The sequence below is a fragment of the Bacteroides sp. 90-K9/2 genome (assembly GCF_047310725.1).
Classification (GTDB): domain Bacteria; phylum Bacteroidota; class Bacteroidia; order Bacteroidales; family Bacteroidaceae; genus Bacteroides; species Bacteroides vicugnae.
Window position 1 is genome coordinate 57,238 of sequence record NZ_JBCGVL010000005.1, and the last position, 26,987, is coordinate 84,224.

At 40.6% G+C, this 26,987-nt stretch carries 21 protein-coding genes; all 21 read left to right on the forward strand.

Annotated elements, in window-relative coordinates:
• Window positions 1-28 precede the first annotated feature (28 nt).
• The 21 genes from AAHJ11_RS13060 (at window position 29) to AAHJ11_RS13160 (ending at window position 26,987) form a co-directional block, all read left to right on the forward strand.
• On the forward strand, window positions 29-1,204 hold the full coding sequence (locus AAHJ11_RS13060; protein ID WP_413579609.1) for a hypothetical protein: 1,176 nt from the start codon (window positions 29-31) through the stop codon (window positions 1,202-1,204).
• 95 nt (window positions 1,205-1,299) lie between these two features.
• Window positions 1,300-4,284 (forward strand): hypothetical protein, encoded by a 2,985-nt coding sequence (locus AAHJ11_RS13065; protein WP_254883823.1) that lies wholly within the window; start codon window positions 1,300-1,302, stop codon window positions 4,282-4,284.
• Window positions 4,285-4,381: 97 nt separating this feature from the next.
• On the forward strand, window positions 4,382-4,972 hold the full coding sequence (locus AAHJ11_RS13070; RefSeq protein WP_148367442.1) for a UpxY family transcription antiterminator: 591 nt from the start codon (window positions 4,382-4,384) through the stop codon (window positions 4,970-4,972).
• 323 nt (window positions 4,973-5,295) lie between these two features.
• On the forward strand, window positions 5,296-7,224 hold the full coding sequence (locus AAHJ11_RS13075; protein WP_217722113.1) for a polysaccharide biosynthesis protein: 1,929 nt from the start codon (window positions 5,296-5,298) through the stop codon (window positions 7,222-7,224).
• A 15-nt stretch (window positions 7,225-7,239) separates the two neighbouring features.
• On the forward strand, window positions 7,240-8,073 hold the full coding sequence (locus tag AAHJ11_RS13080) for a polysaccharide biosynthesis/export family protein (RefSeq protein WP_148367026.1): 834 nt from the start codon (window positions 7,240-7,242) through the stop codon (window positions 8,071-8,073).
• 9 nt (window positions 8,074-8,082) lie between these two features.
• On the forward strand, window positions 8,083-10,500 hold the full coding sequence (locus tag AAHJ11_RS13085) for a GumC family protein (protein WP_148367025.1): 2,418 nt from the start codon (window positions 8,083-8,085) through the stop codon (window positions 10,498-10,500).
• Window positions 10,501-10,537: 37 nt separating this feature from the next.
• Window positions 10,538-11,857, forward strand: coding sequence for a UDP binding domain-containing protein (locus AAHJ11_RS13090; RefSeq protein WP_148367024.1), 1,320 nt, complete (start codon window positions 10,538-10,540; stop codon window positions 11,855-11,857).
• Between the two features lie 2 nt (window positions 11,858-11,859).
• Complete coding sequence (locus AAHJ11_RS13095; RefSeq protein WP_217722111.1) at window positions 11,860-12,924, forward strand: NAD-dependent epimerase/dehydratase family protein; 1,065 nt, start codon at window positions 11,860-11,862, stop codon at window positions 12,922-12,924.
• Window positions 12,925-13,013: 89 nt separating this feature from the next.
• A complete protein-coding gene (locus tag AAHJ11_RS13100) occupies window positions 13,014-14,198 on the forward strand; it encodes a UDP-N-acetyl glucosamine 2-epimerase (RefSeq protein ID WP_148367023.1) in 1,185 nt (394 codons plus the stop codon).
• Between the two features lie 11 nt (window positions 14,199-14,209).
• The gene (locus AAHJ11_RS13105) at window positions 14,210-15,424 is read left to right on the forward strand and encodes an NAD-dependent epimerase/dehydratase family protein (RefSeq protein ID WP_148367022.1); all 1,215 of its coding nucleotides are present in this window, start codon (window positions 14,210-14,212) and stop codon (window positions 15,422-15,424) included.
• 22 nt (window positions 15,425-15,446) lie between these two features.
• Window positions 15,447-16,505 (forward strand): polysaccharide biosynthesis protein, encoded by a 1,059-nt coding sequence (locus AAHJ11_RS13110; protein WP_148367021.1) that lies wholly within the window; start codon window positions 15,447-15,449, stop codon window positions 16,503-16,505.
• Between the two features lie 623 nt (window positions 16,506-17,128).
• Entirely contained in the window at window positions 17,129-17,953 is an 825-nt protein-coding gene (rfbF, locus tag AAHJ11_RS13115) for a glucose-1-phosphate cytidylyltransferase (RefSeq protein ID WP_217722109.1), read from the forward strand.
• A 9-nt stretch (window positions 17,954-17,962) separates the two neighbouring features.
• A complete protein-coding gene (locus tag AAHJ11_RS13120) occupies window positions 17,963-19,027 on the forward strand; it encodes an acyltransferase family protein (RefSeq protein ID WP_167511881.1) in 1,065 nt (354 codons plus the stop codon).
• Window positions 19,024-19,701, forward strand: a complete 678-nt coding sequence (locus AAHJ11_RS13125) for a GDSL-type esterase/lipase family protein (protein WP_148367018.1) — start codon at window positions 19,024-19,026, stop codon at window positions 19,699-19,701. The genes AAHJ11_RS13120 and AAHJ11_RS13125 overlap by 4 nt, the downstream gene beginning before the upstream one ends.
• A complete protein-coding gene (locus tag AAHJ11_RS13130) occupies window positions 19,694-20,107 on the forward strand; it encodes a WxcM-like domain-containing protein (protein WP_148367017.1) in 414 nt (137 codons plus the stop codon). The genes AAHJ11_RS13125 and AAHJ11_RS13130 overlap by 8 nt, the downstream gene beginning before the upstream one ends.
• Window positions 20,108-20,134: 27 nt before the next feature.
• Window positions 20,135-21,214, forward strand: coding sequence for a CDP-glucose 4,6-dehydratase (rfbG, locus tag AAHJ11_RS13135; protein WP_148367035.1), 1,080 nt, complete (start codon window positions 20,135-20,137; stop codon window positions 21,212-21,214).
• A complete protein-coding gene (locus AAHJ11_RS13140; RefSeq protein ID WP_148367016.1) occupies window positions 21,211-22,101 on the forward strand; it encodes an NAD-dependent epimerase/dehydratase family protein in 891 nt (296 codons plus the stop codon). Before rfbG ends, AAHJ11_RS13140 begins: the two co-directional genes overlap by 4 nt.
• 11 nt (window positions 22,102-22,112) lie before the next feature.
• On the forward strand, window positions 22,113-23,453 hold the full coding sequence (locus tag AAHJ11_RS13145; RefSeq protein WP_148367015.1) for a hypothetical protein: 1,341 nt from the start codon (window positions 22,113-22,115) through the stop codon (window positions 23,451-23,453).
• 3 nt (window positions 23,454-23,456) lie between these two features.
• Window positions 23,457-24,944, forward strand: coding sequence for a lipopolysaccharide biosynthesis protein (locus tag AAHJ11_RS13150; protein WP_148367014.1), 1,488 nt, complete (start codon window positions 23,457-23,459; stop codon window positions 24,942-24,944).
• A 1-nt stretch (window position 24,945) separates the two neighbouring features.
• On the forward strand, window positions 24,946-26,157 hold the full coding sequence (locus AAHJ11_RS13155; protein WP_148367013.1) for a glycosyltransferase: 1,212 nt from the start codon (window positions 24,946-24,948) through the stop codon (window positions 26,155-26,157).
• Window positions 26,154-26,987 (forward strand): alpha-1,2-fucosyltransferase, encoded by an 834-nt coding sequence (locus tag AAHJ11_RS13160; protein WP_148367012.1) that lies wholly within the window; start codon window positions 26,154-26,156, stop codon window positions 26,985-26,987. The genes AAHJ11_RS13155 and AAHJ11_RS13160 overlap by 4 nt, the downstream gene beginning before the upstream one ends.

The window sequence follows — 26,987 nt, forward strand, 5'->3', positions numbered from 1 at the left end:
TCAGAAAGAAAAATAAAAGAAAAAAAGTATGGAAAAAATATTGCGACATATAGCATGGATGACAGCCTTTGTCAGTTGGGCTTTATTGTCGGCAGCGTGTGGCAAAGGGGAGGGTTGTATGGATGAAATACAATCAGACAACCGCACCGCTACACTCTTTTTGCGTACTGCCCTTTTAGACAAAAAACGTGCATTTGATGTCGATAAAGCAGATAGTTTTGTCGAATATATGTACACGTTGCGTATTGTTGTTCTCCATGCGGATGGCAGTGTGGAACACAATGTCTATGTTGATTTCGCCAACAATCCTCAATCCGAATATTTCAGAGTATTAGAGGTGTTGCGGAATGAAACCAAGAAAATATATCTGATAGCGAATGAAGAGAGTATATCTTCCGAACTTCACGGAAAATTGGAAACATTAGCAGCAGGTGATAATACTTTCTGTGGCATTGTTGACGAATGCTCTTTTACTCCTGATTATAAGAAACCCATTCCCATGAGTTCGGTGTATGAGGTTCAATTCAAAGAAGAGAGACTGGTAGAATGCCAGTTCTACTTAGTCCGTGCTGCTACCAAGTTCACTTTCCGCTTTACGAACGAACGTGAGAATGACATTAGTGTGGATGCAATTGCAATTTCCGGAATAGTTAGGAGCACCTATCTGATGCCTCATAAAAAGAATAAAGAGATGCTCTTTGAGGACGAGCCGCTTTTTTGGATCGACTGGTTGAAGAAAGTGGCGGATGAGTCGCAAGAACATCTGGATGATGTGACTTTGGCAGACAGGAGAGGATGGATACAAGATTATGATATTCCTTCCGGACAAACTCACGAGGAAGTCATTGTTCGTTTTCCGACACTTGTTTCCGGACTCACATATCATGTGAATGAAGCACCTACTCCCGGTAAGGAGATTTTCCCCGTGTTTTATTTGCCGGAAAGCAAAAAATTAAAAGAAGAAACACAAGATTATGGAGAGCAAGCCTATAAAATGACCCTTCACTTGACAGAGAAGAACCCGGAAAAGGAAGCCGGAGTTTCGGAAGAGAATGAAGTCTTGTTTACCGAGTCTTTTCCAAACCTGAAAGCCCTTTTCCGCAACACTCATGTACTGGTTGACGTCACTTTTCGGGAGAAAGGTATCAAAGTGGATGTAATGCCCTATAGTGAGGTTCTTCTTAATCCGGATTTTGGATTATAAATGCAGTGAAAATAACAAATAAGAAAGAATGATAATATAGTAAGATGATGAGACGCGATATATTATATATATTTTTGTGCATACTTATTTTCAGTATGACAAGCTGTGTAGATGATTGGTTTGAAAGGCCGGAATCTATCGGAGAAGGCAAGAGTACGGTGTCCGCCACTGTGGATTTCCGTCCTATGGCTTCCGGACTAACACAGGGTACAAGGGCGGCGGGAGATGCGATAAAGGCAATAGAGACGCTTTATGTCTTGCTATATGATGAAAACGGCAACCTTGCAGAGGGTCGCCAGATTCTTGATTTCGAAATCACAAATGAGCAACGTGTGAATGCGGACGCAGACAATAACGCATCAGCAGAGACGCAGACTCCGCGTGCCACTTTTAAGTTGAAAGAAATACCTTATGGCAGATACTATATCTATGCCGTTGCTAATATTCCCGATCTTCTTACCGAATATTCTGATTTTATCAAGACCAAAGATGGGCTTAAGCGTATACCGCTTGCTTGGAATAATCATCCCGCTGAAGTCGGTAAGAACAGTCAGATGCTTGGATATTTCACATCGACCAAGAAAAACCAGTCGGAAAACGAATTTATCACCATCAACAAGCCTAATATATATCTGCACTCATGGTTGCGTCGGGCTGCATCGAAGCTCACAATCACTTATGATGGCAGTAAACTGAAAGAAGGTGTCTTTGTATATCTTAAGTCGGTGCAGATAAAGGACATTCCGTCACATTGCTATTTGGGGAAGGAGAATAATGTAGGCGCTGAAGGATACGAACTAGGCGATGAGCTGCTAGATGGTGAAGAATTAAAATACTATAAAGGTAACCCACCGACAGATTTCGACCATGAATATGATGGCCCGCGCATAACAAGCGGAAAACCGTATTATGGCTCGCATCACGAAGACTCCGTTGCCGTTTACTTTTATGAGAACTTGCAGGGAGAAGGCAAAGATAAGCGGCAGGATGCTGATGGAAATCATGAGCTTGACGCTCCGGGATTACCGAAAGATCCCGGCTATATACATAAAGACAACAAACCATATGGTACATATATAGAGGTAGATGCCTATTATATATCCATCAATTCCGAAAAGATTGGCAACGGTTCTATAAAATATCGTTTTATGCTTGGGCAGGATATTTACAAAGATTACAACGCCAAGCGTAACTGTCATTACAAACTAACGTTGCAATTTAAAAATTTCGCCAATGACGTAGACTGGCATATCGAGTATGAAGAGCCGGAACCGGGTGTAGTAACTCCGGAGCCATATTATATTTCATATTTGTATAATCACTCTATGATGTATCCTATCAAGGTGAATACCGGCGGACGTGAAATTGAATACATAAAGGCGGAAATTGTGGATAACCGTTGGGCTCCGTACAATGCAGACAAATCGGTATATTACCATCAAATGGACATAGCAAATAGTAATCAATGGAATGGCTTTCTGTCATTGCATATGACAAGAGACCTGTATATTTCCAAAACGACAAGTTCGGTAGATGTAGAATCAAATAAAGCATATTATGAGCAAGCACCTAAAAGAGGTGAGCGTACATACACAGACATGAGTATAGGGGTACACACTACAGCAGGATCCGATTCGAAAGATACCTACCGTGTGGAAAAACATTCTACGGAAGCGAATACATACAATATCTTTATTCCTATGTATACACGCGCCAAACAGTTGATAAAAGAAACAGCTTATACTGGTAATAATCCTTATGTCGCATATCTTCGGAACGCAGAAGTTAAGATTACGACTAAGCTTAAAGGGATAGAAAAAACGTTTGAAAATATGGTGACCATTTATCAAGTACGTCGTATCGTAAATCCCAAGGGTATCTATCGCAGTAGCGAAAAAAGTGATCCCTTTCATGTGGTACTGAAACGCTTGCCTAAGGAAAACGCAACCAAATTTGAAACGTTTGCATCAGAAGGTCCTTGGAAGGCATATATTGTAAGGGCATGTAACAGTGATGGAAGTGCAGAGCGGGTTATTAGCCTTGATAAAGGAGGAGAGATGTCAGAATGTATAAAAGACACCATATATGGGAAGACAGGCTCCGAGATTGATTTTAATGTCAATTTCAATGGAACATGTGATGCTAATACTTCCCGTTATGCTATTATAAGGGTTGAATATCACAACTATACCTGCTATCATTTGATCTTTGTACGGCAAGGTGATAGTCCGGATGATTTGATAGCTGGTGGAACGAAATGGCATGCCAAGAATATGAGGACAAAAACGGACGAAGCAGAGTCTCCGTTAGACGAAGGCTCTCTGTTTGGGCGTGGTAATTGGGATTACCCTATTGATGCATTGGACAATAAGAATCCCAAAGAATATTGGATTAATGTCAAACCGGAAGATTTCAATCAATCCTATCCTGCAGATGGTCTTTTTACCATAGCCGGAAGTGGTGAAAAGAAGAAATGGAGTGATATAACAGGGGCTGCCAATTTCACAGAACCCAAAACTGGTTGGAAAGTTGCCGGTGCTGCAGACTATCAGGCGCTGTTTGATAGCGATAATATTAAACAGGGATATGGAGTATTATATGGAGATGGGGCAGAAGAGGCGGCCGATGATCTTAATGATGCGTATGGCTATGATTACACAACTTCAAAAATACGTGGGATGAGAGGATGCTTTGTTTATAACGAACAAACAGGGAAAAATCTTTTCTTTCCGATAGGTGCTTCCGGTTATGGTCATAGAAAAGACTCCCGGGGTGAATCAACTGAAAATCAATACAAGGGAATCTTGAGATACGCTGCCAGCAGAAATACATATTTCCCGACAGATAGTACAGCGCTTTATCATCATGGCGTTCAAGACTGTCCGTTGTTTTATGACATCTATATGCGTCCCGGTGCAATATACTGGTATGATAAGATCGGAAAGAATAAAATAAATAACGTAGAGGAAGATAATGTTGCATGGGATTTCAATTATTTTACATTTGATTTTTATCCTATAGGTAGTTGGGGGACAAGTGGTGGTAAAGATGCCTGTTTTGTTCGTTGTGTGGAAAAATAAAGCATTTTTCTTGTTTATTATTTATAATTTTATCTATCTTTGCCACCGAATTCAATCCATTGCCTAAAAGGTGATGGAAAATGAGGGGTAAAAATACATGATCATTAAGAAAAATGACGATCAAAGAACTCTGCCAACAGATGTGATTGGCAGCAGCGTAGCGCGCTCAAAACGTTGGTTGGTGGCCATTGTGCGCATCTGTCACGAGAAAAAAACGAGTGAGCGGCTTACGAAAATGGGTATCGAAAATTTCCTTCCAATTCAACAAGAAGTCCATCAATGGAGCGACCGTCGTAAGGTTGTCGACCGGGTACTACTTCCGATGATGATTTTTGTTCACGTTGATCTGCAAGAACAAAAAGAAGTCCTGACTTTATCTTCTATCAGCCGTTATATGGTATTACGTGGGGAGAGTACTCCGGCTGTTATTCCTGACCAACAAATGTTGCGATTTAAGTTTATGCTCGATTACTCGGATGAGACGATCAGCATGAGTACATCGCCATTAGCTCCGGGAGAAAAAATACGGGTAATCAAAGGACCATTGGCAGGACTGGAAGGGGAATTAGTAAATATGAATGGGAAATCGAAAGTTGCTGTTCGATTGACGATGTTGGGGTATGCATGTGTAGATATACCGGTGGGGTGTGTAGAGCCGGTGTTTGAAAATGGGGATTTAGATGATTGAATAATCAATCTATTTTATAGGGGGTATGGGGATTTTACTGCAAAAATGTAATGAAAGTCTGTAAAATAGCAGACAGTCTATCTGACATCGGTAACCAAACAGTGGATATATTTATCGATGACCTCTCTCAAAAAAATCCATAAAAGTATTATGAATTATATCTTGTAAAAGATATAGTGTAGAAATGTATGTACGTATCGAAAGATGAAAAGATTCTCTGTTGGGTTACACTGACATTGAAATCTTGCTCATTGCCTTTGTATTGATAGTAATCAATCAGATAAATCAAACTTCGAAATATTATTTTATTCATTTATACTATAATGGAAAAAACATTGAAGGGCATAGTACAATATGCCCGCAAAAACTATTTCAGTTATTGGGTTGTTTTAGGTATTGACACGGCACTTTCTGTATTGTGTTCATTGGTAGCTTATGCTGTAATTCATTATATGGCGCATGTGCCAATGACAGACTGGATGCTTTGTAAATTTGCTTGTGTTTCCTTGGTGTCAAGTGTTGCGGGCGCTTTGTTATTCCATACTTATCGTAATACGATTCGTTTTTCACAAGCTCGTGAACTTTGGCGTATCATGTGTGCCGTTTTATTCAAAATTGTCTGTTTGGCCATTATTTCTTTTGGGCTTATATATGAGATTCAATTGCCATACAATTATAAAATATCCTATCTTCTATTTGATGGCTTATTGACTCTGGTGATTCTGACATCTTTTCGCGTATCGTTAATAATCGTCTATGACCTCTTGTTGGATTGGGTGAATAAAAAGAATACCCGTATTCTTATTTATGGTACTGACGAAGAGAGCGTGGCCTTGAAATTACGTCTTAGGGATAGTGCACATTATAAGGTAGCAGGTTTTTATGTATATGGTAAAAATAACAGCCGACGCCGATTGGCAGATCTTCCCGTTTATTACTTTGAAAATGAGTCGGATGTTGATTATATCATGCGAAAGCGTGGAATTAAGGGGATCCTGTTTGCCCGTTATGAAGACACTCGCTTGGAAGAAAAACGCCTTTTGGAATATTGTAAAAGCAATGAACTTAAAACATTGATAGCTCCTACTATCAGTGAAGCGGATTCTGACGGCAATTTTCACCAATGGATACGTCCCATCAAGATTGAAGATTTGCTGGGACGTGCTGAAATCAACATCAATCTTCGTCAGGTTGCGGAAGAATTCAGGGGAAAAGTGGTGTTGGTGACCGGTGCGGCAGGCAGTATTGGCAGTGAACTTTGCCGTCAATTGGTGCAGATGGGAATTCAAAAACTTATCATGTTCGACTCTGCAGAGACTCCTTTACACAATGTCCGTCTTGAATTTGAGAAAAATTATCCAAATATAGATTTTATTCCTGTGATCGGTGACGTGCGTGTGAAAGAGCGTGTACGTATGGTGTTTGATCTTTATCATCCTCAAATCGTCTTTCATGCCGCCGCTTACAAACATGTACCGTTGATGGAAGAAAATCCTTGCGAGGCTGTCCTTGTCAATGTAACCGGTTCCCGACAGGTAGCTGACATGGCTGTGGAATATGGCGCAGAAAAAATGATTATGGTTTCTACAGATAAAGCCGTGAATCCTACCAATGTAATGGGGTGCTCCAAACGTTTGGCAGAAATCTATGTACAGAGTTTGGGATGTGCTATTCGTGAAGGGAAAGTGAAAGGTCATACCAAATTCATCACGACACGTTTCGGAAATGTATTGGGCAGTAATGGTTCTGTCATTCCTCGTTTTAGGGAACAAATTGAGAATGGCGGTCCTGTCACTGTTACTCATCCTGATATCATCCGGTTCTTCATGACTATTCCTGAAGCTTGCCGTTTGGTGATGGAGGCTGCCACGATGGGAGAGGGCAATGAGATCTTTGTTTTTGAAATGGGCAAAGCCGTGAAGATTGTTGATTTGGCTACCCGTATGATTGAATTGGCGGGTTATCGTCCGGGGGAAGACATAAAGATCGAATTTACAGGATTACGTCCGGGTGAAAAGCTTTATGAAGAGGTGTTGAGCGATAAAGAAAATACAATACCTACCGAAAACAAGAAAATTATGATAGCTAAAGTACGTCGGTATGAATATGCAGATATCCTTGATACTTATGCAGAGTTTGAGAAGTTGTCGCGTACGGTAAAGATTATGGATACCGTGCGGTTGATGAAGAAAGTCGTGCCGGAATTTAAGTCAAAGAATTCTCCGAAATTTGAGAGGTTGGATAAGGAATAATAAATTTATAATTTTATGAATAAATCATTTTACATGTATATGAGTATGCAAGGTATGGGACGTAATGTGTTTGCCTGTCTGATTGCGATATTTCTGCTCGCGTCTTGTCAGTCATACAAAAAGGTTCCTTACTTGCAGGATGTGGAAGTTGTGGAACAGACCGTCCAACAGGAAAATTTGTATGATGCCAAGATAATGCCTAAAGACCTGCTTACTATTGTGGTTTCATGTACCAGTCCCGAGTTGGCTATTCCATTCAATCTGACGGTAGCTAGTCCTGCTAGTGTGGCTGCTGGAAATTCGCAGTTGAGTGTCCAGCCGGTTCTGCAACCTTATTTGGTGGATAATGAAGGAAAGATCAATTTTCCGGTTTTAGGCGAATTAAAGGTGGGCGGTTTGACAAAGAAAGAGGCAGAACAATTAATTATAGAAAAGTTGAAACCTTATATCAAGGAGACTCCGATAGTAACCGTCCGCATGGTAAACTATAAAATTTCTGTACTGGGTGAAGTTGCACGTCCCGGTACCTTTACCATCAATAATGAGAAGGTGAATCTGTTGGAAGCCTTGGCCATGGCGGGTGATATGACTGTCTGGGGGCTTCGTGATAATGTAAAACTGATTCGTGAAGGTGCTGACGGCAAACAGCAGATTATAACGCTGGATCTGAACAGTGCGGAAACCATTCTTTCCCCTTATTATTGGTTGCAGCAGAATGATATTGTTTATGTGACTCCGAACAAGGCGAAAGCGCGTAACTCTGATATTGGTAACAGTACAAGCCTTTGGTTCTCAGCCACCTCTATCTTGGTGTCATTGGCAAGTTTATTAGTAACAATCTTCAAATAGTATCACTGTATGGTTGAGGAAAAAAAGGAAAAGTGTATGGAACATTCTGAAGAGCAGGTTAATATTCAGGAAATTTTTTTCCGTTGTCTGGTTCACTGGCCTTGGTTTGTGTTTTCAGTAATTGTATGTATCGCCTGTGCGTGGGGATACCTGCGACTGACAACGCCCGTTTATAATATTTCCGCCACAGTCTTGATTAAGGATGATAAGAAAGGCGGTGGTACAAGTATGTCTTCCGAACTGGAAAGGATGGGTTTGGACGGTTTTGTCTCTTCGTCCGGTAATGTCGATAATGAAATCGAAGTGCTCCGTTCGAAGTCTTTGTCCGGAGAGGTGGTAAACAATTTAGGACTGTTTGTTACCTATGTGGATGAAGACGAGTTCCCGAAAAAGGAACTTTATCAGACCTCTCCCGTATTGGTGAGCCTTACTCCGCAGGAGGCAGACAAGCTTCCTGGCAGGATGGAAGTCGCCATGACTCTTCAACCGACAGGTGTGATGGATGTACAAATGAAAGTGGGTGATAAAGAATACCGGAGACAGTTTGAAAAATTACCTGCCGTATTCCCGACAGATGAGGGTACGGTCGCATTTTTCGCAAATAATGATACCTTGTCTGCTGTTCGTCCGGAAAACGTGACGAAAGAACGTCATATTACGGCTTTCATTAACCGTCCTTTCTCTGTAGCAAAAGGATATGCCAACTCCTTGTCGATAGCTCCCACTTCAAAAACGACTTCTGTTGTTGTCATTTCATTGAAGAATACCAATTCCCGTCGTGGTAAGGATTTTATCAATAAACTGCTTGAGATGTACAACATCAATGCGAATAATGACAAGAATGAAGTGGCCCAGAAAACGGCAGAGTTTATAGATGAACGTATCGGTATTATTTCCAAAGAGTTGGGCAGTACTGAGCAAGATCTGGAAAATTTCAAACGTACAGCAGGTATTACGGATTTGAGTAGCGAGGCGCAGATCGCCTTGACGGGTAATGCGGAATACGAAAAGAAACGTGTGGAGAATCAGACTCAGATCAACCTTATTGTTGATTTGCAAAAATACCTTCAGGGTGATGAATATGAAGTGTTGCCTGCCAATGTCGGTTTGCAGGATGGTGGCCTGGTTGGAGCAATCTCGCGTTATAATGAGATGCTGATTGAACGCAACCGTCTGTTACGTACCTCAACGGAAAGTAACCCGGCGATTGTCAACCTTAATACCAGTATTCGTGCTATGCGTAGCAATGTGCAGGCCACTTTGGATGCTACCTTGAAAGGATTACAGATCACTAAAGCTGATTTGGATCGTGAAGCGAGTCGTTATTCCCGTCGTATCAGTGACGCCCCGACTCAGGAACGCCAGTTTGTAAGCATTGCCCGCCAGCAGGAAATCAAATCGGGACTGTATCTAATGCTGCTTCAGAAACGTGAGGAGAATGCTATTACTTTGGCAGCTACGGCAAATAATGCCCAGATAATTGATGCAGCGATTGCTGATGATAATCCCGTTTCCCCTAAAAGGATGATGGTCTATCTGGTTGCTTTGTTTTTGGGAATGGGAATCCCGGTAGGTATCATCTATCTGATAGGCTTGACCAAATTCAAGATTGAAGGACGTGCCGATATAGAAAAATTGACTTCACTTCCGGTTGTCGGTGATATTCCATTGGCGGATGAGAAATCCGGTTCAATTGCGGTCTTTGAGAATCAGAACAACCTGATGAGCGAGACTTTCCGTAATGTTCGTACCAATCTTCAGTTTATGCTTGAAAGAGATAAGAACGTAATTTTAGTAACTTCTACTATCAGTGGTGAAGGTAAGTCTTTTATTTCCGCCAATTTAGCAGTTAGCCTTTCTTTGTTAGGTAAGAAAGTTGTAATCGTTGGCCTTGACATTCGCAAGCCCGGTCTGAATAAAGTGTTCAATATCCCCAAGAAAGAGCATGGTATTACTCAGTTCCTGACTAACCCGAGTATGAACTTGATGGATCTGGTTCAACCTTCGGATATCAACAGAAATCTTTTTATTCTTCCGGGTGGAGCAGTTCCGCCCAATCCAACGGAATTATTGGCCCGTGAGGGATTGGAGAAAGCCATCGAAACATTGAAGACTAACTTTGATTATGTGATTCTGGATACCGCTCCTGTTGGTATGGTAACCGATACTTTGCTGATAGGTCGTACCGCTGATTTGTCTGTATACGTTTGTCGTGCTGATTATACTCGCAAAGCTGAATTTACTTTGATCAATGAGCTTTCTGAAAACAAGAAGCTGCCTAATCTCTGTATCGCTATAAACGGCTTGGATCTTCAGAAAAAGAAGTACGGCTATTACTATGGCTATGGCAAATACGGCAAGTATTATGGCTATGGCAAGCGTTACGGCTATGGCTATGGAGAGAAGCATGCAAGGTCGGGAAGGTAAATAACATTGATATCGATAAAACCAAATCAAACATAATATGCGTGATTTCAAAGAGATTCGGGTCGCAGTAGCCGGAACAGGCTATGTGGGGCTGAGCATAGCGACACTGCTATCACAACATCATCATGTAACCGCTGTGGATGTAGTTCCGGAAAAGGTGGAGAAACTGAACGGCAAGGTTTCTCCTATTCAGGATGATTATATCGAGAAGTATCTAGCTGAAAAGCCACTTGACCTTGTAGCCACTTTGGACGGAAGGGCAGCCTACGCTGACGCCGACTTTGTGGTAATAGCCGCTCCTACAAACTATGATCCTGTGAAGAATTACTTCGATACGAGCCGTGTGGAGGAGGTTATCGACCTTGTGCTTGAAGTGAATCCTGATGCTATAATGGTGATCAAATCGACGATTCCGGTGGGCTATACCCGTAACCTTTATGTGAAATATGCCAAAAAAGGAGTAAAGAAGTTCAACCTGCTGTTCTCACCGGAGTTCCTCCGTGAAAGCAAGGCTCTTTATGACAACCTCTATCCGAGCCGTATCATCGTAGGCTATCCGAAGATTATTGACGGTCCGGAGTTTGCGGAAGAAAATAAGGCGATTAAGTCCGTCACGAATGTCGATATGTTACAGGAAGCAGCCAGGACATTTGCCGCCCTTTTGCAGGAAGGGGCTGTCAAAGAAAACATCGATACGCTCTTCATGGGCATAAAAGAGGCGGAAGCTGTCAAACTCTTCGCCAACACCTATCTGGCTCTTCGTGTCAGCTACTTTAATGAACTTGATACATATGCGGAAATAAAGGGATTGGACAGCAAAGCGATCATTGAGGGCGTAGGCCTTGACCCCCGTATTGGGACACATTATAATAATCCTTCATTCGGTTATGGCGGTTATTGCCTGCCGAAAGATACCAAACAACTTCTTGCCAACTATCAGGATGTTCCCCAGAACATGATGTCCGCAATCGTGGAATCAAACAAAACCCGCAAGGATTATATAGCTGATGCAGTGCTCCGCAAGGCAGGCTATTATACAGGGAACGGACAATGGGATGCATCCAAGGAGCATACCTGCGTCATCGGTGTATACCGCCTGACCATGAAATCGAATTCTGACAATTTCCGCCAATCCGCCATTCAAGGTATAATGAAACGTATTAAGGCGAAGGGTGCGGAAGTGATCATATATGAACCCACGCTTGAGGACGGGACTACATTTTTCGGCAGCAGGGTCGTTAATGATCTTGTCGGATTCAAGGCGCAGAGCAAGGCTATTATAGCCAACCGCTTTGACAACAGTCTGGAAGATGTGGAAGCAAAGGTTTATACACGTGACATTTTTAGAAGAGACTGACCATGTTGCCATATAATGTAGAACTGGATGGAAAGACAGTGCTTGTAACGGGTGCTGCCGGTTTTATTGGGAGTAACCTTGTCATGCGTCTTTTCCATGATTTCCGAAATATCAAGGTAATCGGTATTGATTCCATCACCGATTATTACGATGTCAATATCAAGTATGAACGTCTCAAGGAAATAGAGTCGTTAAACCGTGGCTGGACTTTTGTTCGTGCCTCGATTGCTGACAAGGATGTGGTAGAGAGAATTTTCTCTGAAACCCAAATTTCCGTTGTCGTAAATCTTGCAGCCCAGGCTGGGGTTCGTTATAGTATCACCAATCCTGATGCCTATATCCAAAGTAATCTTATTGGTTTCTATAATATCCTTGAAGCCTGTCGTCATCATGAGGTAGAACACTTGATTTATGCATCTTCATCATCAGTCTATGGTAGTAACAAGAAAGTTCCGTATTCAACTGACGACAAGGTTGACAACCCAGTTAGTCTTTATGCGGCAACCAAGAAGAGTAACGAGTTGATGGCTCATGCATACTCAAAACTCTATAATATTCCATCAACAGGCTTGCGTTTCTTTACAGTTTATGGTCCTGCAGGTCGTCCGGACATGGCGTATTTCGGGTTCACCAATAAGCTTGTAAAAGGCGAAACTATCAAGATTTTCAATTATGGTAATTGCAAGCGTGATTTCACCTATGTGGATGATATTGTGGAGGGAGTAGTACGTGTTATGCAACACGCTCCGGAAAAACAGAACGGTGAGGATGGATTGCCAATTCCTCCATATAAAGTGTATAACATTGGCAATAACTCGCCAGAGAATCTGCTGGATTTTGTGACTATCCTTCAAGAAGAACTAATTACCGCTAAAGTTCTCCCTGCCGATTATGATTTTGAGGCTCATAAGGAACTCGTTCCGATGCAATCAGGGGATGTTCCTGTTACATTCGCCGATACCACACCTCTTGAGCAAGACTTTGGTTTCAAACCGTCAACACCACTTCGAGATGGTTTGAGAGCGTTCGCAGAGTGGTATGCAAAATACTATAGTACTAATGATTAAGAATGAAATGCGGGCAACTAGATCGATATAAATCATCGAATCGGTTGCCGCACTTGAAATAACAGAAATAGAATATATAACATACATTTATGGAACTCAGAACAGACTATTCAAACGTCAGTTTCCAGAATAATGGCAAACTAAAACTGCTGATTATTGTCGGTACACGTCCAGAGATTATCCGTCTTGCTGCCGTCATTAACAAGGCACGTCGGTATTTTGACGTTATCCTTGCTCATACTGGTCAGAACTATGACTATAACCTCAATGGCGTGTTCTTCAAGGACTTAAAACTCAAAGATCCTGAAGTTTATATGAATGCCGTAGGCGATGACCTCGGATCAACTTGTGGAAATATTATTAATGCCAGTTATAAGCTTATGGTAGCTACTAGACCTGATGCAGTTCTCGTTTTGGGTGATACAAACAGTTGTTTGAGTGTCATCGGAGCAAAGCGACTTCATATCCCTATTTTTCACATGGAGGCAGGTAATCGTTGTAAAGACGAATGCCTCCCAGAAGAGACCAACCGTCGCATAGTAGATATTATCTCAGATGTCAACCTTGCATATTCAGAACACGCACGTCGCTACCTTGCGGAGTGCGGACTTCCACGCGAGCGCACTTATGTTATAGGTTCGCCTATGGCTGAAGTGCTTCATCAGAACCTCGCCGAGATTGAGGCATCCGACGTTCACCAGCGCCTCGGATTGGAGAAGGGCAAGTACATTCTCCTATCTGCTCATCGTGAAGAGAATATTGACACCGAGAAGAACTTCCTCTCTCTTTTCAATGCTATCAATGCTATGGCTGAGAAATACGACATGCCTATCCTCTACAGCTGCCACCCTCGTTCACGTAACCGTCTCGTAGCTTCTGGCTTCCAACTCGATCCTCGCGTACAGGTACAGCAGCCTCTTGGGTTTCACGACTACAACTGTCTCCAGATGAAGGCTTATGCCGTGGTATCTGACTCCGGTACACTTCCAGAGGAGAGTAGTTTCTTCACTAGCGTAGGTTATCCATTCCCTGCTGTTTGCATCCGTACTTCTACCGAAAGACCAGAATCGCTCGACAAGGCGGGTTTCATCCTTTCTGGAATTGATACTAATGGCCTTCTCCAGTCAGTTGATACTGCAGTTGAACTTGTCAAGAACGGTGATTATGGAACTCCAGTACCAAACTATACTGATGAGAATGTCAGCACCAAGGTGGTTAAGATTATTCAGTCATACGTAGGTGTAGTCAACAAAATGGTTTGGCGTAAATTCTAAATCTCAGATTTATGAAAGTATTAGTAACAGGTGCCAAGGGGTTTGTGGGCAAAAATCTTTGTGCACAACTCAATAACATCAAGACCGGCAAAACAAAGTGTTATGAAGATCTTGTTATTGGTGAGGTTTATGAGTACGACATCGATTCTACTTTTGAGCAACTTGACGCATGGTGTAAAGATTGTGATTTTGTCTTCAATCTTGCTGGTGTCAACCGTCCACAAGACCCAAAGGAGTTTATGGAAGGTAATTTCGGCTTTGCTACCGTTCTTTTGAACACCCTCAAGAAGCATAAGAACAGCTGTCCAGTGATGATTAGTAGCTCTATCCAAGCCACCCTCGCAGGCCGTTTCGGCACCAGCGAGTATGGTAAGAGCAAGAAGGCTGGAGAGGAACTCATGTTCCAGTATGGCGAAGAGACTGGAGCAAAAGTATTGGTTTATCGTTTCCCTAATCTTTATGGCAAGTGGTGTCGGCCAAACTACAATAGTGCTATAGCCACGTTCTGTAATAACATAGCTAATGATCTACCAATCATAGTAAATGATCCTAACGTAGATATGGAGCTCCTCTACATTGATGACTTGGTAGAGGAAATGATCTGTACTTTGAAGGGAGAAGAGCATCATTGCGAGTTTGATGGAGTTAAAGCAGTCTTCACTCGGGAAGGTCGCTATTGTGCCGTACCAATCACTCATCATGTCAAGCTCGGAGAGATTGTCGACCTTCTTCACAAGTTTGCAGAGATGCCTAAAACTCTGATGATTCCTGAGATACCTGCCCACTCATTCGCAAGACGACTCTATAGCACTTTCCTCAGTTATCTCCCAAAGGAAAAGGCGATCTTCGATTTGAAGATGAACGTTGATAACAGAGGTAGTTTCACGGAACTTGTTCATACCTTAAATTGCGGTCAGGTCAGCATCAATATCTCCAAACCAGGAATTACCAAGGGAGAACATTGGCATCATACCAAATGGGAACAGTTTATCGTAGTTAGTGGTCATGGACTTATTCAGCTTCGTAATGAGAATGATCCAAATGGAGAGATTCTCGAATATGAAGTGTCAGGTGACAAAATCCAGAGCGTCATCATGCTTCCTGGCTATACCCACAACATCGTCAACCTCTCTGATACGCAAAACCTTATTACTGTCATGTATTGCAACGAGATTTTCAATCCAGAGAGACCTGATACATTTTTTGATAAGGTAGTAAAAGAATAACAAATAATAACATCATACAATTATGTCAATTTTTGCAGGTAAAACTCTTATGATTACTGGAGGCACAGGTTCATTTGGTAATGCTGTGTTGAATCGTTTCCTCCAGACCGACATCAAGGAGATTCGCATTTTTTCACGCGATGAGAAGAAGCAGGACGATATGCGTCATGAGTATCAGACTAAATATCCTGAGTACGCAGGCAAGATTAAGTTTTTCATTGGCGATGTTCGCAACCTTCAGTCTTGTAAGGACGCAATGCCTGGTGTAGACTACATCTTCCATGCAGCCGCCCTCAAGCAGGTTCCTTCTTGTGAGTTCTTCCCAATGGAAGCCGTCAAGACCAACGTCATCGGTACAGATAATGTCCTCACCGCAGCTATCGAAGCAGGCGTGAAGGCCGTCATCTGCCTCTCAACCGACAAGGCTGCATATCCTATTAACGCCATGGGTATCACTAAGGCTATTGAGGAGAAGATTGCAGTCGCAAAGTCACGCTACTCAGGTGAAACAAAAATCTGCTGTACACGCTATGGTAATGTGATGTGCTCTCGCGGTTCTGTTATTCCTCTCTGGATAGACCAAATTCGCAACGGCAACCCTATAACCCTCACCGAGTCCAAAATGACCCGCTTCATTATGTCACTCGAAGAGGCCGTCGATCTCGTTCTTTTCGCCTTCGAACATGGTCAAAATGGTGATATACTTGTTCAGAAAGCACCAGCCTGCACCATCCAGACCCAGGCCGAAGCCGTATGTGAGCTTTTTGGCGGCAAGAAAGAAGATATCAAGGTCATCGGCATCCGTCATGGAGAGAAGATGTACGAAACTCTCCTCACTAATGAGGAGTGCGCCAAGGCAGAGGATATGGGTGACTTCTATCGCGTGCCAGCTGATAACCGCAGTTTAAATTACGATAAGTATTTCACAGAAGGTGATGAGAAACGCTGTGAGTTAACTGAATTTAATTCAGATAACACCCGCCGCCTGAATCTCGAAGAAACCAAGGTCAAGATTGCAAGTCTTGAGTACATCCAGAACGAATTAGCTGGTATTCCTAACTTGGCTAAAAAGCTATTTTGACATGATTAAACAATAGATATTTATCTGTTTAGTCGGCTAATTGTAATTCTTACTAATGGAAGATGTCAAGGCGATTTAGCAATGTGGGTGAAAGACAGGTTCGGTGGGGAATTTGAAGTTGTTCTCAGTCCCCAAAGAAATTCAATGTCATTCCTAAAGGATAGATTGTGGAAAGAACGTCCTCTTGGTTTGAAAACTATAGGAGATATACCATTGACTACGAGTTTCCGACTGAAACAACAGAAACAGTGGTGGAGATAGCATTTATACAAATTGTCCTTAATCGATTTTTCTAATCATTTCAAAATAAGCTTCTAAGTAAAGGCCGATTCTTTCATCCAGATCATTAAAAGGATTTTTTCTTGATTTCTGAGTGAAGCAGAATCTCCAAACAATCGCCTTCCTCATTTCAGTAGCGATTTTCATTTGAATTTTAATAAGGTTAATCAGCACACAGGTGGAACAAAAGTTCGATATTTCCTACTAGTTCAAAAACAAAGTCAGTTAACAAGTTAACATTTAAGGCGTGTGGATCTATGGGTTCGATATTACTTCGCACGAAATATGACCCAATTTATAGTGATGTACGTCTTTTATATCCGATAATTTTAAATGTAATTAATATGAAAGTCGTTCTTCTCGCCGGAGGCTTCGGCTCCCGCATTTCTGAGGAATCTCAGTTTAAACCAAAGCCAATGATCGAGATTGGTGGTATGCCTATCCTTTGGCACATCATGAAAGAGTATGCCTACTACGGTCATACTGAGTTTATCATCTGTGCTGGTTATAAACAGGAGCACATCAAGGAGTGGTTTGCCAACTACTTCCTTTACAACTCCGATGTTACTTTCGATTACTGCAATGGTAAAAACGAGATGACCGTACACCAGACCAATATGGAGTCTTGGAAGGTAACGGTGGTTGATACAGGCTACAACACCATGACCGGTGGTCGCATCAAGCGTATCCAAGAGTATGTAGGTAATGAGCCTTTTCTCATGACCTATGGAGATGGTGTGTGTGATGTAGAGATTGATAAGCTCATTGAGTTCCACAAAAGCCATGGCAAGCTCGCAACTCTTACTGCTGTTAAGATGGTACAGGATAAGGGCGTGCTGGATATTAGCGAAAACAACTCTGTTCGTTCATTTCGTGAAAAGAATGCGAGCGATGGTGCTCCCATCAATGCAGGCTATATGGTTCTCGAACCACAGGTATTCGACCTTCTTGATGGTGATGCTTGTGTGTTTGAAAAAACTGCTCTTGTTGAATTAGCAAACAAGGGTGAATTGATGTCATATATCCACGAAGGCTTCTGGCAGTGTATGGACAACATCCGTGAGAAGAATATGCTTGAGAACCTTCTAGCTCAGGATAAAGCTCCTTGGAAGCGTTGGGATCGTCAGGTTCCTTCTATTGAAGCACGTAAAGTAACCGGCAATATTTAGTCTATGGTAATGGCAAAGCAGAGAGAATCGAACATAGAGTTACTGCGACTGGTTGTGATGGCATTTATTGTACTCCATCATTTCATATTTCACGGTTTAGGACAGTATAGATTCTTGTCATTCGGTGAAACTCCGTTATTGTCTTCTTCACAGATTGACTATGCTTTGATAGTTGACAGTTTCTTGATTGCAGCTGTAGATGTATTTATATTGATCTCAGGCTATTTCTCTATTAAGTTCAAAGCTGGCGGATTTGTTAAGCTATTCTCTGTTGTCTCATTTTTTGCAATGATGGGGTTTTGTAACTATTTATATACTAATGGTTTACAGGGGGGAGTGATTGGGTCGATTGGCAGAATAGCTCAGAGAGGTATTTTTGTAATATCCAATAAAACCTATTGGTTTATACAGTATTACTTCATACTGATGTTCTTGAGTAGCCCAATTAATAAGTATGTTGAGGTTGCAACAAAAAAATCATTGTTGACAACAATTCTTATATTGTTGTTTGTCAATGTCTATTTGGGATGGATGCAAGATGTAACATTTGTAACTGATGGTTATAATCTTACCAATTTTATAATGCTCTATTTGATTGGTCGCTACCTGAAGATATATTATCACAAACACATTGCTAGAAAATACGATTTGCTTTTGTTTGCAGGATCATCCACCATTACGGCAATTCTTGCAGTTGTTCTTCACCGCAGTGGAATAGATGCCTATCGTGTGTTTTGCTACAATAGTCCATTTGTGTTGATAAGTGCGATATCGTTGTTTATGTTGTTTACAAAGATTCAATACAGAAGTAATGTAATAAACTATTTGGCTGCATCTTGCTTGTCTATATACTTGATGCAAGAGGGCGGTATTCATTGCTATGGTCAAGTTCGAGAGTTATACTTGCGACATGGATTTACATTCAACTTTTGGATTTGGATATCTCTACTCTTTGTTCTTTCTATGACTATACCACTGGCAGTAGATAAGTTGCGTCTGTTGATATTTAGTCACGTAGAAAATAAGGTTTCACAACTATTGGATAAACACATATTCAAGAGATTTTTCGAATGAGAAAACTGCCGATTGTATCTGTTATTGCAAATATACTGCTTGTTGGCTATATATTGATTAATTTGGCTACTACTAACTCAAATAATTATCAATGGAAGGCAGAAGAGTGTTTGAAAGGATGGACAAATAGTTTGTATTCATTAAGAGACACTGTCGATATCGTATTCTTGGGGAATTCGATTACCTATGGAGGTCTTTTCGAAGCAGAATTTTCCGATAAGCGAATCTGTAATTTGGGTTATCCAAGTGATGATTTATGTGGAATGACAGAACGCATTAATCAGGTTATGGCACTACATCCTGCTAAGGTGTTTCTTATGGGAGGAATTAATGGTTTGACTAACCAAGATCTTAATGATTTCGAAAACGAGTACGAAACCTTGGTAAAATCACTGAAGGATTCAATGCCGTTAACTGTCATCTATTTACAATCCATCCTTCCTGTCAACAAGGCAATCAAGAATATCAATGTTCCTAGCTGCCAAAAGATAATCGAAGCGAACGGCATCATAGAACAAATTAGTAGAAAATACAAATGCAGATACATTAATTTATACCCACTTTATGCAGAGGATAATATTCTTCCCAACAGGTATACTGCCGATGGGGTTCACTTACTTCCTAATGCATATAAAATGTGGTTCCAAGTAATAAAAGATTACGTATATGAATAAACCTTTAAAAGAAAGGGCTACCATCATCCAGCGGCGGTTGATAGCAGATGATAGAGGTTGGTTCCTGAAAGCAATTACAGGAACAGAGGAGGGCATACCCACTTATACTGGTGAAGTTTATCTAACCATGGGCAAGCTTGGGCAGGCTAAGGGTGGACATTATCACCCGGAGGCTGTAGAGTGGTTTACCATCATTGAGGGAAGTGCTATTCTTAAACTGGAGGACATGGAGACTCATGAGCGTCTCGATATTGAAATGTCTTTGGTAAAGGCTATCACGGTATTCATTCCTAATAATGTGGCTCACGTTGTGGTGAACAATGGTGATAAGGACTTTATCCTTTTGGCTTATACGGATAAACTGTATGATCCAAAGGATACAATTGCATACGAGATAAAAGGTTAAAGATTTAATAATTTGAAAGTTAAAGAAATGAACATTGATATATATAATGGTTTCTTCAAAGGTAAGAAAGTGCTCGTAACGGGTCACACAGGTTTCAAGGGCTCTTGGCTTTGCATTTGGCTCCACGAACTTGGGGCTGAAGTAGTAGGTGTAAGTCTTGACCCATATTCAGAGCGCGATAACTTTGTGCTCTCTGGCATTGGCAACAAGATTAAAGCAGACATTCGTGCCGACATTCGCGATGGCGAGAAGATGAAGCAGATCTTTGTTGAATATCAGCCTGAAATAGTCTTTCATCTTGCTGCACAACCTCTCGTTCGTCTCTCATATGAGATTCCTGTGGAGACTTACGAAGTGAACGTGATGGGCACTATTTGCATCATGGAGGCCATTCGCGCTACCAAGAGCGTGAAGGTGGGTGTGATGATTACTACTGACAAGTGTTACGACAACTGCGAGCAGTTCGAAGGTTATGTCGAGACCGATCCATTCGGAGGTTACGACCCATACTCTTCATCCAAGGGTGCTTGTGAGGTGGCTATCCAGTCATGGAGACGTTCCTTTTTCAATCCTGCTGACTATGGCAAGAAGCATACCGTATCACTCGCCAGCGTACGTGCAGGTAATGTTATCGGTGGTGGTGATTGGGCAAAAGACCGCATCATTCCAGACTGCATTCGTGCTCTTGAGACTACCAAGGTTATTGACATTCGTTCACCAAAGGCAGTACGTCCTTGGGAGCATGTTCTTGAACCACTCTCAGGCTACATGCTTCTCGCTCAGAAGATGTGGAACGATCCAACCGGTTATTGCGAGGGCTGGAACTTCGGTCCTGAGGCAGAAAGCGTCCTGACCGTTTGGGAGGTAGCAACCGCCATCATCGAGAACTTCGGCTTTGGTGAGCTGAAGGACGTAAGCGATCCTAATGCCCTCCATGAGGCAAACCTCTTGATGCTCAACATCAACAAGGCAAAGACCCGTCTCGGTTGGAAGCCTCGTTTGAATGCCAAAGAGTGTGCAGTCCTCACTTCCGACTGGTACAAGCGCTATAAGACAGAAAATGTATATGACCTCTGTGTGGAGGAGATCAATAAGTTTATAGGATGAAGATTTCAATATTAGGAACAAATGGCTTCCTCTCAACAGCCATTGCTAAATATGCCAACGAAGCCGGGTGGGCTTTGGATATGTACGGACTTGATGAACCTGTTGGTCACAAGTATGACAATTTCTATAAGGTGAACCTCATGGATGCAGAGCTCGATTGTTCTGGTCTCATAGATTCTGATATAATCATTTATGCCATTGGTGCAGGTATTCAGGCAAATCTCAAGGAAGGTTTCAACCTCATTTATAACCTCAATGTAACTGCTCCTGTCACTATCTGTAACAAGTTGAAAGAACTCAACTACCAAGGTCGATTTGTTACCTTCGGTAGCGTATTCGAAATGGGAGAAACTAAGGAGGAACGCTTCTTCACAGAGGAAGACGTTCTTACCTCAATGTGTACTGCTCCTAACGACTATACCGTCAGCAAACGCATGTTGAGTAAGTTCGTTGCTTCTTATAAGCACGATTTCACTCACTGGCATTTCTATATTCCTACAATCTATGGAGCAGGTGAAAATCCAAAGCGTCTCATCCCATACGTTATCAATGCAATCCGTAATGGCGAAGAACTCCACTTTACAGCAGGTGACCAGACCCGTCAGTACATCCATGTGAATGAAGTTCCTCGTATGCTCGCATTGGCATTCGAGAAGAACCTTCCTTCCGGTCTCTATAACATCCAGGGCAAGGAAACTGTAACCGTCAAAGAGATTGTTACCGAGATCCATCATGCTATGGGGAAGGAAGTTCCAAAAGGCTGTTTCGGAAGTGTCCAGCGTGCCGATGTGGGTATGAAGTATTTGGCACTTGATGGTAAGAAACTCCATGAGGCTACAGGCTTTGAAGATACAATCAATATTGTTGACATAATTGAAACTTACTAATCCGATTGTTCATGTATCAAAACATAACATTCAATTCATATCTATATAAATTATTTATTGTAGCTGCTTTGTTTGTGGTATTGCCTATTGCACTTAGCCCATTTGCAACAGCAACGGTAAGTAGTTATTTAGCATCATGCATTTGTTTCTTTATTCTAACGATAGTATGTGTCAAATTAATACTTAAAGGCTCGTTCTATATTAGGTATTATGTATTTGCATTCATTGCCCAAATAATTATTGGATTAATGCACTATTTGTACTTTGTGGATCCTCATTATTTTGTAGGAACAGGACAGCCATCTAGTGCATTTTGGCATGAATATTTAACAACATTTGACGCTATAGAACGTTTGCAAGAAGCAAGAAGATCAAGTGGCATTTTTTACTGGATGGATGCTTATGAATTTCAAAATTCTCATTCTGAGATTTACCATTTTATAAGCTATCCTTTCTTTTTCCTACAGAATAAATGGATGAATTATTCGCCATTAAATGTATTTTCTTCGCTCTTTACTTCTGTAAATATCTATTTTTTGTGTTGTAGGTCTAGTAGCGTGAATGAAGAATCTAAGAAACTTGTATTAGGTTGGACATCGTTTTTCCCTTCATTCCTTCTAAATGATATGATATGGCGCGATCCTTTTGGAATCTGCCTTATTTCCATAGGTGTTGTCCTTATTTCATTGAGCAATTCAGCTATTGAAAAGTTCTTTTCTTTTATTGTAACTGCAATAGTCTCTTTTTATCAAAGAACGATGTATATCTTAATTGTAGGTATATCATCCTTTTGGGGCTATTTTAATAGGACGAAAAATATTGGATTAAAGCTCTTCTATGTCTTTTTAGGTATAATAGCATTTATTTATTTAAAGAATATTACAGATTCTGCCAATACTGAGGATTATAATGCTGGTTATGTAAATGCTATGTCTTATTTAGCACTTCCAATAAAAATAATATTTGGAATGATTGGTCCATTTCCCTGGGTTCAATTTTTCAAATCAGTAGAAGTCAATGTCGCATATTCTTGGCAGTTACAGGATTTTTTGATGGGTACTTTCCAGTTTGGATACCTTATTGCACTATTCCACAGCTGGAAATCTGTCTCTTTTAAAAATTTGGATACTATGACCATTTTGGGTTTTGGAATTATGCTAAGCGGTTTTTTGTCAAAACAGATGCATATTGGTTATATATCAGAAGGTCTGATATTTACACTGCCTTGGTTTTTTTACCAGGTGCGCGTTGGTTATGCGCGTTACTTTAAGTTATCATTAAGTATTCTTGTTTTCTTAAATATATTAATTCTAATGATCGGAAATGTAGGTTTTAGTAATTTATGGAAATAGTGTATGAGTATTTATAAAGCTTCTATATATAATTACTTCTTTAACTCCATTAATGCAATTATCGTAATCATCAACGGCATTGTGATGGTCCCGGTATATTTTCACTATATGTCGGTATCTACATATGGAGCATGGCTTGCAACAGGTAATATGGTAGCAATGTTGGGATTGCTTGAGAGTGGATTCTCTAGTGTGATTACGCAGAAGATGGCAGCAGCTATAGGTTCAGGTGACAAAGAGAGATATGGAAAACTTGCTGGTGCCAATATAGTGACAGCAATATTAATAGCTTTTGGAATCCTTTTTCTTGGTTTATGTATTGCCCCTTTCATAACGAATTGGATTAACGTTGAAGAATCTGTTTCTTATGAAATTCGTTTGTCTTATATCATAGCATTGTTTGCTTCTTCTGTCGCTATTTGTGTGTCCTTATTCGGGGCTTTTCCGCAGGTATGGCAAGACACTAAGGCGGTAGGTATGATCAATACATGTACTGGACTATTGGCTATTGCATCCTTAGTTGCTTTCCTTCTCCTCGGTTTAGGAGTTGTCGCTATCGCAATGAGCTATTTGGTTAGAGCCTTACTCAATCTCACTTGCCAAGGATGGTGGATTATACATAAACAGAATCGAGATTCTATTCAAAAACCAATTTATTCGATATCGGAGAGTAAGTCTTTAGCAAAGGATTGTATTTATCCTTTTTTTTCTAAGTTATCCAGTGTTTTAATGGGTAATTCTCAAAGCTTCATTATTGCCCACTTCATGAATCCGGCTTTGGCTGCAGTATACGATCTCACGTCAAAAGTTTGTTATGTAGCATGTGGATTTGTTTCCCAGACCAACGGTTCATTCTTTGCCCTTTTCTCTCTAACATTGTCTTCTGGCGATAAAGGGAAAATTAATAATATATTTCGAAATATAACACAATTTTTTGCTATTACGCTTGCTGTCGTTGGCCTATATTCCATTTGTTTTACGGAATCAGTCATTAACTATTGGGTTGGTCTTGATAAATATGGGGGAACCTGGTTGCTTATTGTGATTGTTGTAGCTAAGATTCTATTTCAGTTCCGAGCATATTGTAACAATATTCTTTACACAGGGGGTATGATTAACAAGTCGGCAAAGTTGGATATCTTATGTGCAATAGCTTATATTGGGATTCTTTTGACCATCATTAAAGCTACCCAGATTTACGCTATACCACTTGCAACACTTGCTGTGAGCCTTTTATTCATAGTTTGGTATTTAAAATTGATGCGAAAGTATCTATCTCTGGAAATCAAAATGCTTGTAATGGAGTTTTTGAAATCGATGGTTGTCATTGTTCCATTTATAATACTTCATTATGTTTTGAGTCCTGACTACCACAATATATATATGTATGTCGGATATTTTGTTGTATTCTCAATGGTTTATTTTACAACACTTTATCTCACAAACAGGTCTTTCTTTGGTTCATTTGTATCAAAATTCAGAAAAAGATAACATGTTAAATAAACGAGTTCTACTTATTCCAGATGCCTATCTTGGCGACTTCTCGGGAGCTTACGTTAGTCAGATAGCCAAGAAACTTCTCCTTGAACTTGGGTGTACAGTCGCAGTTTATTCTGACGAAGTGACTGAGGATAAGGTGGAAGAAGATGGTACAAAGTTATATTATCGCTATCCATGCAATTTCACTGCCAATTGGTTTCAAGGCAAACATAAGAAACAGTACACGCATGTACTAGACGATTTCAATCCAGATACAATCTTTACACTGGGATCAGTGACCAACAAGAATATAATCTATTGGTCAATGGCTCGTAAAAGGGGAATAAAAGTCATCTCCAAAATCTTCATGCAAGATTTCTTCTGCTATAATTATTATGCTAATGATGAGAGGGGCCTTTGCACTAAGTGCCTTGACCTTGGTTTTAAAGAAGCTCTATTCCGTAACTGTGTACGATCAAATGATAAAGGGCTGAAAGGGTTCATAAAGAAGCTCAATTCCACAATCAATCGCTATCGACTTCAGAGAGAATTAACTAAGGCTGGTGCTGTCATCACATCTTCTCAGCAGCAGGTTGGTTTCTATGTTAGATATGGTATCCATCGCGATCATTGCTATACTACCCCTCTTTACTTCAATGGCGACAAGCTTAAGAAATATAATCCCACTATGGGAGACTATTTTGTGTTTGTAGCTCAAAATCGAATAGATAAGGGTATTCATCTGTTGAAGGATGTGCTGGAGCATTGTAATTCGAACGTTAAGGTGGTCGCTGCATACGCATCTCAAAAGAGTATTGATTTTGCTTTGAATAATTATGGATTACAGACATACGTTGACGAAGGTATTCTCGAAATGCGCAATGAATGTACGTGGAAGACGAACCTTGGAGAAGTTATTGCAGCCAGTCGTGGTGTAATCAACCCATCCATTTGGCCATCTACAACAGAGTTCGTACTTCTCGAGGTTTTAGGCCTTAAGAAACCAGTATTCACATATAAAGTTGGTATTCATCCTGAGATTATTAAATCTGGTTATAATGGATTTGTTGCTGATACATCTGTTGCTATGGCTGCCCAAATAAATGAACTTGCTAATAATAAATGTTTATATAAAGACGTCTCTGATGGAGCCTATAAACTCTATCAACAGATGACTGATTGGGAAGGTTGGAAAAACACACTTAAAGAAATATTGGGAAAATGAAGCAAACTATAATACTATCTGGCGGTTTAGGCAATCAAATGTTTCAATATGCATTTTTTTTGAGTATGAAAGCAAAAGGGAAGAGTTGTTCTTTAGATACGACTCTTTTTCAAACTAACAAAATGCATAACGGATTTGAACTGAAGTCTGTATTCGATATTCCGGACTCCCCCAATCAGACATCAGCGTTGCATAGTCTATTGATCAAGATGCTAAGAAGGTATAAACCAAAGAGTATTCTTACAATAGACGAACCATATACCTTTTGTCCAGATGCATTAGAAAGTAAAAAATCATTTCTTATGGGCGATTGGTTATCGCCTAAATACTTCGAGTCCATAAAGGATGTCGTTGTTAATGCATATAGATTTCACAATATTGGTAATAAAAATGTTGATACAGCTAACGAAATGCATGGGAACAATTCTGTTAGTATACATATCCGCAGAGGTGATTACTTGAAACTTCCATATTACTGTGTTTGTAATGAGAATTATTATCGCCAAGCTATAGAACAGATAAAAGATAGAGTAGATAATCCTATTTTCTATGTATTTTCTAACGAACCATCTTGGTGCGATTCGTTTATGAAGGAATTTAGAGTTAATTTCAAGATTGTCAACTGGAACCAAGGCAAAGATAGCTATCAAGATATGTACCTCATGACCCAATGCAAGCATAATATCATTGCCAATAGTACTTTTTCTTGGTGGGGAGCATGGCTTAACAATAATACTGATAAGATCATTGTGGCACCAAGCAACTGGTTCAAAAATAGTGAGCATAATATTAACTGTAAAGAATGGCTTTTAATAGATACTTCAAAATAA